This is a genomic window from Romboutsia maritimum (genome assembly GCF_002251085.2).
Classification (GTDB): Bacteria; Bacillota; Clostridia; order Peptostreptococcales; family Peptostreptococcaceae; genus Romboutsia_B; species Romboutsia_B maritimum.
Window position 1 is genome coordinate 1 of the sequence record NZ_NOJZ02000006.1, and the last position, 16,275, is coordinate 16,275.

The following is a 16,275-nucleotide window of genomic DNA, read 5'->3' on the forward strand; positions in this document are numbered from 1 at the left end:
ATACTCCACCTGTGGATCCTAAACTAAAATAACCTATGATTGGTAAGTATATATTTATATTTCCTATGATATATCCTGCTGTGCAGGCTATTGTAAATCCTAACATATCAAATTTAGTTTCTTTTAATTCTTTTACTTTTATTAATTTTTTAGCTTCCTCTAGCTCTTTTCTATAAGCTATTCTCTCTTTTTCTACATCGATTTTAAATATAGATGGGAAAAAATTAACTGCTAGTATTACTATCAATACTCCAAATGGATAACCTATTGCATGACCTGCACCTATACTAGCTTCTGCATTTTTTATATATTGTTCACAAATTTCACTTGTAAGTTGTAATTCATTTACATCTTTAGGTATATCTGTTTCTTTAATTCCTGCCATTTTTAAAAACTTAACTTTCTCATTTGATGTCATTGAATTATAAATACTTACTCTCTCAGCAGCATGACTTCTCGCTGTTTCTATAGCTGCAGCTAATCCTGGAGAACTAGTTAATGCTCCTGTATAAACCCCTGATACTTCATAGGGATTTGAGTCTTCACTAAATAAAGTTGCTCCGTATGTTGTCATTGCGCTTACTAATGTTATTAAAAGGCCTAAAAAAACAAACTTTGAACCATACTTTTTAAGAACAATTCCCATATCTTTCGCTGCTAAAAGGCCAACTGCACAAACAAATAGTATTAAGAACATATCAAAGAAGTTTCCTGGTATTACGCCTGAATTAATTAGTTTTTGAGATGCTAAAAAAGACTTGTGTCCCTGTGGTATATTAGATGAATATTTAAATGCTGCCCATCCAATAAAAAGTCCTGTAAATAATGCTCCTGATATACCAAAACGAAATCTACCAAATTTTATTCTACCAAACAATAATCCCGTCACTATAGCTAGAAACATTAACATAAAAGGACTTAAAAATACGTCTGCAAACTCAAATTGCATAATATTCCCCCTTCACTAATTTAAGATTTTTATAACTTATCTTTGTTAAATTATTATAAATCTTTAATTAAATTGTAATGTTGCTATTATATATTTGTATAATATATAATAAGGTATATATCTATACATTGAAGTATATAAATATATCTTTAACAATCGCATACATCATTATAATGTTGTTTATTTAAGTCTAGCTATATCTTAAATAGACAAAATATTCACAATTTGAACATTATTTTACTTTTTAGTTTAATTTAATCTATTTTTATTTTTTTAGGGTAAATTTTATTAAGTTATAAATAGGGGGGTTATTAATGGAATTGCTACAGCTAAAATACTTTTTAACTGTTGCTAGAACAGAACACATGACAAACGCTGCAAAAGAATTGCATATTGTACAGCCTGCTTTAAGTAAAACTATTTCTTTATTAGAAAAAGAACTTGGTTTCAATTTATTTGATAGGAGAGGAAAATATATAAATTTAAATGAAAACGGCAAATTTTTCTTTAGTCGGGTTAATGAATCTTTATCTATTTTAGATGACTCTATAAAAGAATTAAAAGATAAGAATTGTAAAATACAAAAAGAAATCAAAGTCCTCGTTTTATCTGGCTCAAAATTAATAACAGACATAATCATAGAGTTCAAAAAAATTCATCCTGAAATAATACTAAATACAACCCAGAATTTATATAATACATCTTCTTATACTCACGATTTATGCATCTACTCTTCTGAAGAATTTCAAACCGATAAAGACTCAATTTTACTATTGAAAGAAAATATTTTATTAGGTGTTCCTATAGATCATCCACTTTCATCAAAAAAATCAATTAAATTATCCGAAGTACACAATGAAAAATTTATCACTCTTAATCATGGAAATTTTAAAAAAATTACTGATTCTTTTTGTAAATCAGCAGGATTCACTCCTAATATCACTTTTGAAAGTAATAATTCTTACGTTGTAAGAAATTTAATACAAGCTGGTCAAGGAATAAGCTTTATTCCTGAGAAGTCTTGGTGCTTTGATAAAGATAATTCTATTAAAATGATAAAAATCACTTCACCTAAATGCGTTCGAAATATAAATTTATCAATTCCTAACGATAGGTATTTATCTAAAGAAGTTATATTATTTAAAGATTTTTTAATAAACTCTTTGAAAAATCTTAATTAAATAAAATTAGCTACGCTTATAATAGCGTAGCTAATTTTTTGACTTAGTTAATTTTATTTTTCAACTACAATCTTAATGTATATTAATAAATATATATTTTACTGATTTATTTTTATGATTTCATTTATTCTTCATAATAATCTGGTGAATATTCATAATCCATTTCATTTTCATATTCTATACTTAATAAATCTATACTATAATCCATATACATATCCTCCTCATAAAATATACTCTTTAATTTTCAATTATGAAAGTTTTAATTTATATATTTCATATTTAAGATATTATATGCAAGTTAATAAAAAAAATTTACATAAATTACAATATTGTAGCCAAATTTATAGATTATATGCTAGATAAAATTCTCACTCTTGCATCTTCATCTAATTTATTGAACATAGATACACTATTAGCATCATCGTCTGTTATAGAATAAGCTTGTAAATAATCACTTAGTACTTTTAATGTTGCATAGTCACTTCTATTTATAAAATAATCATTTAAATTTCTTATATATTTTAAATAGCATTTATTAATTTTAACTTCTGCGTATGGTAAACTCGTTGACTTTCTTGAATCTTGGAATAGTTCTTTAAGTCTCATATAAGCACATGCTGAATCTTTCGTCAATGATAAGTCACTTAATCTTTCATCTAATGCTTCTTCTATATTTGAAATTGCCATTCTATTTACAAACATATCAATATAATAAGAACTCTTACTGTATTTAAATTGATAAAAATCAGTTATCATGGTCATAACAACGCTCCTTATATTTCATATCTGGTTTTATTCCTCTTAATATTATTTTCAATATTGTATGTTAATTATACATATTTAAAATTTAATTTTTAAAATAATAAGATGAGCTGTTTCAACGTATAAAAATTTGAAACAGCTCATCTTATTATTTATATTCTATAAAACTCTTCTAGCATTTACATATGCATTTGAGTAATAAGTATTATTTAATTTTGATATTATCACTTTACCTGCTCCAGATGAAGCATGTATTACATCATTATTACCCATGTAAATACCAACATGGCTTACATATCCATTATTTGAACCTTCAGTATCAAAAGCGATTATATCTCCTTTTTGTAACTCACTTCTATTTACATATTGACCAAATTTGCTTTGTTCTCTAGATACTCTTGGTATACTAACTCCAGCAGATTTTTTAAAAACATATTGTGTGAATCCTGAACAATCAAAACTACTTGGACCTTCTGCTCCCCATACATATGGTTTTCCTAAAAGCGTTTTTGCAAATTCTATAACTTTATCAGTTGTTTGACTTAAATTCGAATTTAAAGATCCTTGATCTGATAAATATTGACTTGATACATAACCTATCTTACCATTGTAATTTATTTTTGACCATCCATTTGATTGTGATATAAACCCTACTTCTGTTTTATAACTTAAACTTGATATTTTTGAATAATTTGTCCCTGGTCCTGTTCTAAAGTTTAATGAACTAGTATTTACTACTTTTGTTGATTTTACTGCATTATCTGTATATGTTGAACCTTGGTCTTTATCTTGTAAATACATACTTGACATATATCCTATCCTACCATTGCAATTTACCTTTGACCATCCATTTGATTGCGATATAAATCCTACTTCTGTTCCTTTTGATACTGAAGCTATTTTTGAATAATTAGTTCCAGCTCCCGTTCTAAAATTTAGAGAAGATGTCGTTACTACTTTTGTTGATTTTATAGTATTATCAGAATTATTTTCTGATTCATTTAACTTTGATACATAGTCTTTATGAACGTATCCTACTTTACCATTATATTTTACATTTATCCAAGAACCACTCGTTCCTAAATATTCTACTTTATATCCATTATTTAACTTACTAATTGATAAATAACTTGTACTTGGGCCTGTCCTAAAATTCACTAAATCTGCTGTTATTGTTCTATATTCTACACTTTTTGATTGTATGTTATTTTCATCTGCATAAGATATATTCATAGCCATAGGTACTAACATAGATGTAGCTAACAAATTGGCTGCGATTTTTTTTGTGTTAAATTCCATAAGTTTTATTATAGCCTAATAGACTATAAAATTCTCAACTCCTCTCTTTGTCGCTAATATTAACATAAGATTTTCTAAAATTTCATTATTAGAAAACCTTATGTTAATATTATTACAAATTTGTAACTTTTTGTCTATAAAAATCGCTTTTTGGGATATTTTACTATATTTTTTAATGTAAACCGTTATAAAAAATATATTTTTCATTATATCTTTTTGCATTTAATTAAAATTAATTTAGTTCTATGTATTTATGCATTTTTATTAAAATTAGTATATTACTAAATATCCATTTATTTTTGCTTAAATAGCTTAGTACTACATTTAATTAAGAAGGGATAAGAAGTTCATGTATAGAATATAAATTCATATTGAGTATTTTAAATTTTCATTTTAAAATGATTTTAATTAAGGAGGATTATTATGAATAATTTATCTAGTTATATTCAATTACTACCTATCCCTTGGATGAAACAAAAGCTAGAAAACATCTATAATATGAACTTATATGGTCATTTATATATCATGTTTGATAATGCTGACTATGTTAATTTAAATAGCTTAGTTTTAGAAAATTTATTAGAAAAAAATAATATCTGTATAGACAAACAACATCCTTTATATTTATATATTCCAATTGATATTAATAAATTTTACAAAGACCTTATACTTTTATGTAAGTCTTTATTTAAAGACAATATATACATTATCTTAGGCGGTTATAAAGAAGATCACCCATCATCAACAGATCTTGATTATATAGTTAAAGCATATATAAATTTTCCTGAATTAAAAGATACTATAAACTTTGCATATTTAATTGATAATTCAAAATGCTATGAAATTTTCACATCTCTATCTGATACTCAACAAATTTTAATAGAACCTTTTACAGCCTGTACGCTATGTGGTCCAACTTTAAATTATCATATTAAAAATGCTAATCCTAATAACACCTATCATATTTCATTTGTAAGCCTACTTAACGATTCTTTAAAAAGTAATTTTGTAGATTACTATATAAAAGGTTTAACAAATAATAATAATAATTTCAATTTTAATTTTTAGACTGCTTGCAGTCTTTTCTTTTTATGTGATAAGATAATTAGTGGTGCTTTTAAAGGAGGTATATATGAAAATCATATTAGCGGAAAAACCATCTGTTGCAAAAACTATAGCCTCTTTCTTAGGGGCAAAAAATAGACAAGATGGATATTTTGAAGGAAATGGATATATAATAACTTATGCTGTTGGCCATTTAGTATCTTTATTTGATATGAAAGACTATAATAAAGATAAATACTCTGGTTCATGGAAAATGGATAATTTTCCTTTTATTCCTCAAGATAAATTCAAATTTAAAATAGACAGCTCTAAGAAAAAACAATTTGATATAGTTAAAAATCTTTTACATAGAGAAGATATTGAATACATAATAAATGCAACAGATAATGATAGAGAAGGTGAACTTATATCCTTTTTAATATTTTTATTGGCTAAAAATAAAAAGCCTGTAAAAAGAATTTTAGTTAATGAATGGACTCCCCAAGATATAACTAGGGGCCTTAGCAATTTAAAAGATGATAGTGAAATGAGAAATTTACAAGCAGCTGGATATACTCGACTTATTACTGATTGGTTAATCGGTATTAATTTTACATCTATTGCAACTTTAAAATACGGAAATGGTAAATTACTTAATATAGGACGTGTAATACTTCCAACAGTTAAATTGGTTTACGATAGAGATATGGAAATACTAAATTTTATTCCTAAAACATATTATGAAATTGAAGGATATTTTAACTGTCAAAACGGTAAGTACAAAGGTAAATATATAAAAGGTAAAGAAAGTAAATTTGATACTATTGAAGAAGCAAATAAAATTATAGAAAGTATAACTTCTACTTCTGGTAAAATTTCAGATAAAAAAGTTACTTCATCTAAAGAATATGCACCCAAGCTTTTTAGTTTAACGTCTCTTCAAGGATATATAACATCAAAATACACAAACTTCACCTCTGACAAAGTTTTAAGTGTGTGTCAATCACTTTATGAGGGTAAAGGTAAAGGTGGTTATATAACTTATCCTAGAACGGATTCTGTATATTTAGAAGAAAGTTTAACTACAAAAGTTTCTCAAGCATTGGACAAACTAAAAGTAGGTCTTGAGTATGAAAACAAGATAAAATTCTCAAAATCTAAAAGGGTATTTGATTCTTCTAAGGTAGATAGCCATAGTGCCATAATACCTACTTATATTATTCCTAGTAAACTCTCTAATGATGAACAGATTGTGTATAATGCTATTAAAGATAGATTTATCGCAAACTTTATGCCACCCGCAGAATTTGAAAATACAGAAATCAAAACTAAAGTTGATTCTCATATTTTCTTAACTAAGGGTAAAGTACTTAAAACAAAAGGATATTTAGAAGTTTATAATAAAGAAGAAAAAAACGACTTACTTCCAATGGTAAATAAAAATGATATTGTCAATATTTTAGATATTAAAGCTTTAACAAAACAAACAACACCGCCTAAATCTTATACAGAAGATACTTTACTTAAAGCAATGAAAAACTGTGGTAAAAATGTATCTGAAGACGATACAACAGTTTTATCTGGGTATTCAATAGGGACATCTGCTACACGTGCTGATGTATTAAAGAAAATCCTTCAAGTCGGATATGTTGGAAAAAAAGGTAAATCTTATTTTATAAGTGATTTAGGTAAAAATCTAGTTGAAATATTTCCTGTAAAAGATTTATTTGATATTGATTATACAGGTAAACTTGAAAAAAGCTTAAGTGATATACAAAAAGGTAAATATACTAGAAAAGAATATTTAACTCATATAATGAATTTTGTATTCCAAAATGTTAATTTAATAAAACATGATTCTAATAAAAATATTAGTACAGAAAATTATATATATAATGCTAAAACAAAAAAATATTCTAAACAATCTCCAACTAATAAAGAAACTTCATCTAAATCAAATACATATAAAGATGAGTCACTTGGTAAATGTCCAATTTGTCAAAATGATATTATTGAGATTGATAAAGGATATATATGTACTAATTATAAAGAATGTAAATTTGGTATTTGGAAAAATGATAAGTTTTTAGAATACTATAAGAAAAAACCAAATAAAACTATGGTCAAAAGTATTTTAAAAACTGGACAAGCAAAAGTTAAATCGTTAACATCTAAGCAGGGCAATAAATTTGATGCTATTTTAAAATATACTAAAAAAGAAAATGGTTACTTTGGATGGGATATACAATTAGATAATGCTATAAAAAAATAAATCCTGTATTTTAGCCAAGTCAAAGATATAAATTCTTTTAAATTTTTATAGAACTTATATCTTTTGATCTTTGCTAGTTATACTATAAATTTATTTAATTTATACAAATTCTTTAACATTATCATGATATAAGTAATCAAGTATTTTTTTTGTATCAACACACTCGTTATTAAATTCTCTTATTTCATGATTTTTTATTGCTATTATTTTTTTTGCGACTTTACTAATAACACTTATATCGTGAGATGCTATTATTATAGTTATGTTATAATCCAAATTTAGCTTATTTAAAATATAATAAAATTCTTTTTTTTCATCATCACTAATTCCTACTACTGGCTCATCTATTATAAGTACCTTAGGATAATCTATTATATCATTACATAAAAAGAAGTTATGATTTTGAACTATTTTTAAATTTTTTATTACTTTATTTTTGTATTCTAGAAATTCAACTTCTTTTAAAATTTTCTCCAATTCTATTATGTCTCTATTTTTATTATGTCTATATAACCCTAATTTTCTTGATAAATTTCTTGGTATAGTTTCCCTAGTTGATATAAATTCTTTTACTGTCATAGGAAATGTAGCCCTAAACGAATGTGACTTTTGATTCATATAATTCATCTTATACCATTTATTAAATTCTTCTATCCTTTTACCAAATAAAAATATTTCTCCTTCTGTTGCTTTTTTTTCATTTATTATTAATCTTAAAAGTGTGCTTTTTCCTGCACTATTTGCTCCAACTACTCCTATATAATCCCCTCTCTTTATATCAAGATTTATATTTTCTAATATTATTTTATCATTTTTTAAAAAACTAACATTGTCTAGTTTTATCACTGTTTCCACATTAACACCTTCTTAAATATATACATAAAATAAAATTTATATATATAATTGTACCACATTTTTTTATTCTTTATCTTCATAAAAAGTTTCATCTATTTTATTTCTTGCCATTCTAACCAACTCCGAAAGTTTATAACCTCTTAATTTACATCCACATTTTGGACAATATTCTAACTTTTTAGATACCACTGCTCTACAGTTTTGCTCTGGACATCTAATTTTCATATTATTTTCAGAAACCTTCAGTCCACATCTTGGACATATTGTACCTGGTCTAGATGAAACTTCCTTACCGCATCTTGGGCATTTTAACATAACTATCTCCCCCCAAACATTTTTTAATCAAAAAATACTCCTTTATTAATCTATGCATTTGAAATCAAATTCGTTTCAAGTACATTAGATAATAAAGGAGTTTTTCTTTTAAAATCTAAATTGTCTAAAAGTTATCTAGGATTTTTTATTGAAGCTTGTGCTGCCGCAAGTCTTGCAATTGGTACTCTAAATGGTGAACAAGATACATAATTTAAACCAGCATTATAGCAGAATTCTACTGAAGATGGTTCTCCTCCATGTTCTCCACATATACCTAATTTTATTTGTGGCTTAGCAGATTTACCTAACTTAACACCCATTTCAACTAATTTACCTACACCATTTTGATCTAGTACTTGGAATGGATCTTTTTCTAATATTTCTTTATTTACATATTCACCTAAGAATTTACCAGCATCATCTCTTGAATATCCAAATGTCATTTGAGTTAAGTCGTTAGTTCCGAAACTAAAGAAATCTGCAACTTCAGCTATTTCATCAGCTGTTAAACAAGCTCTTGGTATTTCTATCATTGTTCCTATTGTATAATCTACAGTTACGCCTTCTTCTTTTATTACAGCGTCTACAGTTTCTTTTATTAAATCTCTTATAATCTTAAATTCTTTAACTTCTCCTACTAAAGGTATCATTATTTCTGGAATTACTTTTATACCTTGTTTTGTAGCTTCTATAGCTCCTTGCATTATTGCTTTTGCTTGCATTTGACTTATTTCTGGGTATGTCACACCTAATCTACATCCTCTATGTCCAAGCATAGGATTGAATTCATCTAAGTCAACTATTCTTTTCTTAATTTCACTTATTTCTATTCCCATAGTTTTAGCAAGTTCAGCTATAGTTTCATCATCATGAGGTAAGAATTCATGTAATGGTGGATCTAATAATCTTATATTAACTGGTTTTGAATCCATAACTTTAAATATTTCTATAAAATCTTCTCTTTGCATTGGTAGTAATTTATCTAATGCAATTAATCTTTGATCTAGTGTTTTAGATAATATCATTTCTCTAACAGCAGGTATTCTATCTTCTTCAAAGAACATATGCTCTGTTCTACATAATCCTATACCTTCTGCTCCAAATTTTATAGCCATACGAGAATCTCTTGGGTTATCTGCGTTTGTTCTAACCATCATAGTTCTATATTTGTCTACCCAAGTCATTAATTTATCAAAGTTTCCTGTTAAAGCTACTTCTGTTTTTTGAACTGATCCTACATATATACATCCTGTAGAACCATCTAAAGAAATATATTCGCCTTCTTTTATAACAATATCTTCAGTTCTCATTTCTTTGTTAAATTCATCAACTTTTATTTCTCCACATCCTGCTACACAACATTTACCCATACCTCTTGCAACAACTGCTGCATGAGATGTCATACCACCTCTAGCTGTAAGTATACCTTGAGCACGAATCATACCTTCTATATCTTCTGGTGATGTTTCTAATCTAACTAATATAGCTTCTTCGCCTCTTTCAGCTGCCTCAACAACATCTTCTGCGTTAAAGTATACTTTACCACTACTTGCTCCTGGTGATGCTGGTAAACCTTTAGATATAATTTTTGCTTCTTTTAAAGCTTTATCTTCAAAGTTTGGATGTAAAAGTTGATCTAATTGATTTGGTTCTATTCTCATTATAGCTTCTTTTTCATCAATTATTCCAGCTTCAACTAAGTCTACAACTACGTTTATAGCCGCTTTAGTTGTTCTTTTTCCATTTCTAGTTTGTAGTATATATAATTTTTCTTTTTCTATAGTAAACTCTATATCTTGCATATCTTTATAATGATTTTCAAGTATAGAAGTTATTTTCACAAATTCATCGTATGCACTTGGCATTACATCTTTAAGTGTTGATATGTTTTGAGGTGTTCTTATACCTGCAACAACATCTTCACCTTGAGCATTCATTAAGAATTCTCCAAATAATTTATTTTCTCCTGTAGATGGATTTCTAGTAAAGGCTACTCCTGTACCACTAGTTTCTCCCATATTACCGAATACCATTGACTGTATATTTACAGCTGTTCCTAATTTATGTGATATATCATTTAATTTACGATATACTATTGCACGAGGGTTATTCCAAGATTTAAATACAGCCTTTATAGCAAGCATTAACTGCTCTTTTGGCTCTTCTGGGAACTCTTCTCTTACTTCTTTTTTGTATATTTCTTTATATCTTCTCACAACTTCTTTTAAGTCTTCAGTTGTAAGATCTGTATCTATTTTATATCCTTTTGCTTCTTTTATGTCATCTAATACATTTTCAAATTTATACTTAGGCACGTCCATAGCTACATCAGAAAACATTTGTATAAATCTTCTATAACTATCATATGCAAATCTTTCATTTTGAGTAGCCTTTGCTAATGCTTGCACACTTATATCATTAAGTCCTAAATTAAGTATTGTATCCATCATTCCAGGCATTGAGAATACCGCACCAGAACGAACTGATATTAATAATGGATTTTTGCTACACCCTAAATTTTTGTCTAATTGTTTTTCTAGTCTTTCTAAATGTTCTTCTATTTCATTTACTATTTCATCGCTTATAACTTCATTTTTATCATAATAATCATTACAAGCTTCTGTTGTAATAGTAAATCCTGGAGGCACTGGTAAACCTATTTTTGTCATCTCTGCTAAGTTAGCTCCTTTACCTCCAAGTAAAGATTTCATTTCTTTTGAACCTTCATTAAAACTATAAACATATTTAGCTTCCATTACTTAAACCCCCGTTAATTTTATTTTGGTTTTTGTTTATATGTTAATATATTTTATATATATTATTTTTCACTATCTTTATATATTTTAATCCCATTTTCTTTTATTATATCTAAAATAATACCTGCTGTTTCTTCTATTGCTTTACTAGAGACATCTATAACTGGACAACCAATTTTTTTCATAACACTTTCTGAATAATCTAATTCTTGAAGTATTCTCTCTAAGTTTGCATAACTTGCATTACTTGATAAACCTAAAGCTTTAAGTCTCTCTTGTCTTATTGTATTTAGCTTCTCAGGAGTATTTGTAAGCCCTATAACTCTTTTTGAATTTATTTCAAATACTTCTTTTGGTATTGGAATTTCTGGAACAAGAGGTACATTTGCAACCTTTATATTTTTATTTGCTAAGTACATACTTAATGGAGTTTTAGAAGTTCTAGATATTCCAACTAAGATTATATCTGCTTTAAGTATTCCTCTAGGATCCTTGCCATCATCATACTTAACTGCAAATTCTATAGCTTCCACTCTTTTAAAGTATGTATCATCTAATTTTCTTATGATTCCTGGTTCTCTTTTTGGTTTTAATTTTGTCTTACTAGCAATTTCATTTAAAAGTGGACTCATTAAGTCTACTTTACTTAAATTTTCTTTTTCACAGTATTCTCTTGTGAAACTAGATAAATCTTCATCAACTAAAGTGTATACTATTATAGCTTGTTCATTTTTACCACTATTTAGTATATCTAATAAAAATTTCACATCTGTTACATAAGGGAATCTTCTTATTTCATAATCTTGCGTTATTCTAAATTGAGATATAGCTGCTTTTGTAACTTGTTGAGCTGTTTCTCCTACAGAGTCTGATATCACATATATAATTAAGTTCTCCATATATATTCCTCCTTAATTGTCTACAATTTCTAAAAATAATTTTGTTATATTAGTTTTAGAAATCCTTCCTATAACCTTCATTAGATTTTTGTCTTTTTCATCATATTCGACTACTGGTATGGAATCAACTTCATGCTCTATTATTTTCTTAGTAGCTAATAAAATACTGTCTTCTTTATGAGTCACAACTACATTTGGTGTTCTAGTCATTATCATCCCTATAGGAATTTTATTTATATCTGCTCCTCCTATAGTTGCTTTTAATAAATCTTTTCTAGAAACTATACCACATAAGTTTTCATTTTCATCTATGATAAATATACTTCCTACATCTGATAAAAACATAGTAACTATAACATCATATATATTTATATCCTTAGTTACCACTACTGGTAAACTCATTATTTCTTCGACTGTTTTTTCTTCTATTTTATTGCCTACTAAATTAATTTCGCTGATTCCCGAGTAAAAATATCCAACTTTAGGTCTTGCATCTAAAATACCTGTCATAGTTAATATAGCTAAATCTGATCTTAGTGTAGCACGAGTTACATTTAAGTTAGCGGCAATACTTTCACTTGTTATTGGCTCATTTTCTTTTACTATATCAATTATTTTTAATTGTCTTTGGTTAAGTTGAATAATAATCACCTTCTTTCATTGTGCTATACTTTTTCTTTCTTTATTCTTTATATAGTATATTATATATGCTTATGTGATATTCTGTAAATACATTTTTCATATATTTATCAACATTTTTTCTAAATAGGTATACTTATAATATATTTAGTGTACATTAATGGGGGTTAAATCATAATTTATTGTAGCTAATTTATTTATTTGTATATCTTATTATAATACATATTTATGTATATTAGACTATTTTTAGTTATTTTTTTACCTTTATTGTATTTGTATGTATAATATTAAAAAGCGAGGTATAATATGATTATTCCTCGCTTTTTATTCTATTATTTATTTTATTTATATACAATTTTAGATAAATCACAGATTTTTAACATTGTATCATATATTTGTCTAAGTAATCCTAATCTATTATTTTTTATAGATTCATCTTTATCCATTACCATAACAGTATCAAACATATTATCTACTAAAGGTCTTAATGAAGCAAATGCATCTAGTGCATCACTATACATCTTATCTTTAAGTAATAACTCTACTTTTGATTGTATCTTTTTAAATTCATTATATAAATCAACTTCAGCTTTTTCTTTTAATAAAGTTTCATCAACTTTAATAGAATTAGATTTTTGAGCTAATGTAGATACTCTGTTAAATGCAGTTAGCATTTCTACTAATTCATCTTTTTGTAACCATTTATTAAGTTCCACAGCTCTAAGATGCATATCACTTATATCATTTATATCAGAGCTTAATACAGCATCTATTACATCATATCTTATTCCTAATTCTCTGAATAAGTTCTTAATTCTTTCTCTAAAGAATTCAATTATTTGAGATGTAACTTCTTCTTTATTAAATTCTAAATTAGAATAGTTATCTAATGCATGTCCAACTAATTCTTGTAAGTTAACTTCTAGTTTTTTATCCATTAATATACTTAATATACCTAATGCTTGACGTCTTAGGGCATATGGATCCTGAGATCCTGTTGGTTGAATTCCTATTGCAAAGAATCCTGCTATAGAATCTAATTTATCAGATATAGATAATGCTATTCCTGGATTTGTTTGAGGAAGTATATCTCCTGCAAATCTTGGTAAGTAATGTTCAAATATAGCTTCACTTACAGCTTCATTTTCACCGCTTACTTTTGCATACTCTTTACCCATAATACCTTGTAACTCAGTAAATTCAAATACCATGCCAGTAACTAAATCAGCCTTAGCTAACTTAGCAGCTCTTTTAGTATCTTCTTTTTCATTAGATAACCCTAATGTATTAAGTATATCTTCGCTTAGTTTCTCTATTCTTAATGTCTTATCAAATACTGTTCCTAATTTAGCTTGGAATACAACTGTCTTTAGTTTTTCTATGTACGTTTCTAAGCTTTTTTTAGTATCTTCTTTATAGAAGAATAAAGCATCTTCTAATCTAGCTACTAAAACTTTTTCATTTCCAGCTTTTACTTTATCTATTCTATAATCATTACCATTTCTAACTGCGATAAAATTAGGTAATAATTTTCCATCTTTTGATACTGGGAAGTATCTTTGATGTTGTTGCATAGGAGTAGTTACAACTTCTTTTGGAAGTTTTGCATAATTTTCATCAAACTCACCATAGAAAGCTGTTGGATATTCAACTAAATGAGTTACTTCTTCAAGTAAATCTTCATCAAATTCAACTTCTCCTCCTAATGAATTTGCAACTTCTATACATTGTTTTTTTATAATTGCTTTTCTCTTATCTTGGTCTAATATAACAAAGTTTTCTTCTAATTTATTTAAATAATCTTCTAATGAATTTACTTCAAATTCACTTTGTCCTAGGAATCTATGTCCTTTTGTTACATTAGAAGATTTTATGCCCTCTAAATCAAATTCTAATACTTGATTATTTAATAATGTTACTAGCCATCTTATTGGTCTAGCAAATCTCATGTTTTTTCCTCCCCAACGCATAGCTTTAGGGAATGTAACTGATTTTACTGCTTCTGGTAATATTACTTTTAAAACTTCACTAGTTTCTTTACCTTCTTGTCTTATTGTTCCGAATACATATTCATCTTTACCTACCTGCTTAAAGTATACATCACTTTCTTTAAGATTTTTACTTTTCATAAATCCTAAAACTGGCTTAGTAAAGTTTCCATTTTCGTCAACTGCTATTTTCTTAGCAGGTCCTTTTACTTCTTCTTCTAAGTTACTTTGTGTTTCACTTATTCCTTTAACTATAAAAGTTAATCTTCTTGGTGTTCCATAAGTTTCTATATTATCAAAAGATATTCTATTTTCATTAAATAATTTAGTTAAATTATTTTTTACCTGATCTAATGTACTGCTAACAAATCTTGATGGTAATTCTTCAACACCAACTTCAAATAAAAGGTAGTTATTCATTATCTATCACCTTCCTTTAAAAGTGGGAATCCCATTTCTTCCCTTTGCTTTACAAAAGCTGCTGCAACATTTCTAGCCATATTTCTAACTCTTCCTATAAATGAAGCCCTTTGACTAACACCTATAGCTCCTCTTGCATCTAGTGTATTAAATGTATGAGAACATTTTAATACATAATCATATGCTGGTACTACAAGACCTTTGTCCATAAGTTTTAAGCCTTCTTTTTCATATATATCAAATAAGTTGAATAACATTTCTGCATCACATTCTTCAAATGCATATGTAGAGTTTTCATATTCAGCTTTTTTGAAAACATCTCCATAAGTTATATTATCATTCCATTTTAAATCATAAACACTATCAACTTCTTGTATGTACATAGCTAATCTTTCTAGACCATATGTTATTTCACCTGTTTCAAGTTCACATTCTATACCTCCAACTTGTTGGAAATATGTAAACTGAGTTATTTCCATACCATCTAGCCATACTTCCCAACCAAGTCCCCAAGCTCCAACTGTAGTTGATTCCCAGTTATCTTCAACAAATCTTATATCATGTTCACTTGGATCTATTCCTATCTCCTTTAAACTAGCTAAGTATAATTCTTGTATATTATCTGGAGATGGCTTTAATATTACTTGGAATTGGTGATGTTGATATAGTCTATTTGGATTTTCACCATATCTCCCATCAGCTGGTCTTCTAGATGGTTCTACATAACAAACCTTCCATGGTTCAGGACCTAAAGATCTTAAAAAAGTATTAGGATTCATAGTTCCAGCACCTTTTTCAACATCATAAGGTTGCATCATGATACATCCTTGCTTAGCCCAATAATTTTGCAATTTTAGTATCATATCTTGAAAATTCATAAGAATACCTCCTATATT

The 16,275-nt window shown here is 27.1% G+C and carries 13 protein-coding genes; 3 read left to right on the plus strand and 10 right to left on the minus strand.

The genetic code is table 11. The features are described from left to right. On the minus strand, positions 1-949 hold a 949-nt coding region (locus tag CHF27_RS05010; RefSeq protein ID WP_115975969.1), incomplete at its 3' end, for an aspartate-alanine antiporter-like transporter. 314 nt (positions 950-1,263) lie between these two features. Here CHF27_RS05010 and CHF27_RS05015 point away from each other — a divergent pair. Beyond that, on the plus strand, positions 1,264-2,130 hold the full coding sequence (locus CHF27_RS05015; protein ID WP_095406368.1) for a LysR family transcriptional regulator: 867 nt from the start codon (positions 1,264-1,266) through the stop codon (positions 2,128-2,130). A 348-nt stretch (positions 2,131-2,478) separates the two neighbouring features. Here CHF27_RS05015 and CHF27_RS05020 read toward each other — a convergent pair whose 3' ends face one another. Then, positions 2,479-2,892 carry a hypothetical protein gene (locus CHF27_RS05020; protein WP_095406367.1) on the minus strand — a complete coding sequence of 138 codons (414 nt, stop codon included), beginning with the start codon at positions 2,890-2,892 and terminating at the stop codon, positions 2,479-2,481. 159 nt (positions 2,893-3,051) lie between these two features. Beyond that, a complete protein-coding gene (locus CHF27_RS05025; protein ID WP_095406366.1) occupies positions 3,052-4,191 on the minus strand; it encodes a C40 family peptidase in 1,140 nt (379 codons plus the stop codon). Between the two features lie 423 nt (positions 4,192-4,614). Here CHF27_RS05025 and CHF27_RS05030 point away from each other — a divergent pair, with 423 nt between their 5' ends. Together CHF27_RS05030 and CHF27_RS05035 are read left to right on the plus strand one after the other, a co-directional pair. Then, complete coding sequence (locus CHF27_RS05030; protein ID WP_095406365.1) at positions 4,615-5,259, plus strand: hypothetical protein; 645 nt, start codon at positions 4,615-4,617, stop codon at positions 5,257-5,259. Between the two features lie 64 nt (positions 5,260-5,323). After that, positions 5,324-7,507, plus strand: coding sequence for a type IA DNA topoisomerase (locus tag CHF27_RS05035; RefSeq protein WP_095406364.1), 2,184 nt, complete (start codon positions 5,324-5,326; stop codon positions 7,505-7,507). 99 nt (positions 7,508-7,606) lie between these two features. Here the strand turns inward: CHF27_RS05035 and CHF27_RS05040 are convergent, their stop codons facing one another. The 7 genes from CHF27_RS05040 to glyQ all read right to left on the minus strand — a co-directional run bounded on the left by CHF27_RS05040 (position 7,607) and on the right by glyQ (position 16,257). Then, entirely contained in the window at positions 7,607-8,362 is a 756-nt protein-coding gene (locus tag CHF27_RS05040) for a metal ABC transporter ATP-binding protein (RefSeq protein ID WP_095406363.1), read from the minus strand. Positions 8,363-8,425: 63 nt separating this feature from the next. Next, positions 8,426-8,677: a zinc ribbon domain-containing protein gene (locus tag CHF27_RS05045; protein WP_095406362.1), complete on the minus strand. Its 252-nt coding sequence runs from the start codon at positions 8,675-8,677 to the stop codon at positions 8,426-8,428. Between the two features lie 131 nt (positions 8,678-8,808). After that, positions 8,809-11,433, minus strand: coding sequence for a pyruvate, phosphate dikinase (ppdK, locus tag CHF27_RS05050; protein WP_095406361.1), 2,625 nt, complete (start codon positions 11,431-11,433; stop codon positions 8,809-8,811). 62 nt (positions 11,434-11,495) lie between these two features. Continuing rightward, the gene (locus tag CHF27_RS05055; RefSeq protein WP_095406360.1) at positions 11,496-12,332 is read right to left on the minus strand and encodes a pyruvate, water dikinase regulatory protein; all 837 of its coding nucleotides are present in this window, start codon (positions 12,330-12,332) and stop codon (positions 11,496-11,498) included. A 12-nt stretch (positions 12,333-12,344) separates the two neighbouring features. Beyond that, the gene (locus CHF27_RS05060) at positions 12,345-12,983 is read right to left on the minus strand and encodes a helix-turn-helix transcriptional regulator (RefSeq protein WP_095406359.1); all 639 of its coding nucleotides are present in this window, start codon (positions 12,981-12,983) and stop codon (positions 12,345-12,347) included. Positions 12,984-13,312: 329 nt separating this feature from the next. Then, positions 13,313-15,379, minus strand: coding sequence for a glycine--tRNA ligase subunit beta (gene glyS / locus CHF27_RS05065; protein WP_095406358.1), 2,067 nt, complete (start codon positions 15,377-15,379; stop codon positions 13,313-13,315). Next, positions 15,379-16,257, minus strand: coding sequence for a glycine--tRNA ligase subunit alpha (glyQ, locus tag CHF27_RS05070; protein WP_095406357.1), 879 nt, complete (start codon positions 16,255-16,257; stop codon positions 15,379-15,381). Before glyQ ends, glyS begins: the two co-directional genes overlap by 1 nt. Positions 16,258-16,275 lie beyond the last annotated feature (18 nt).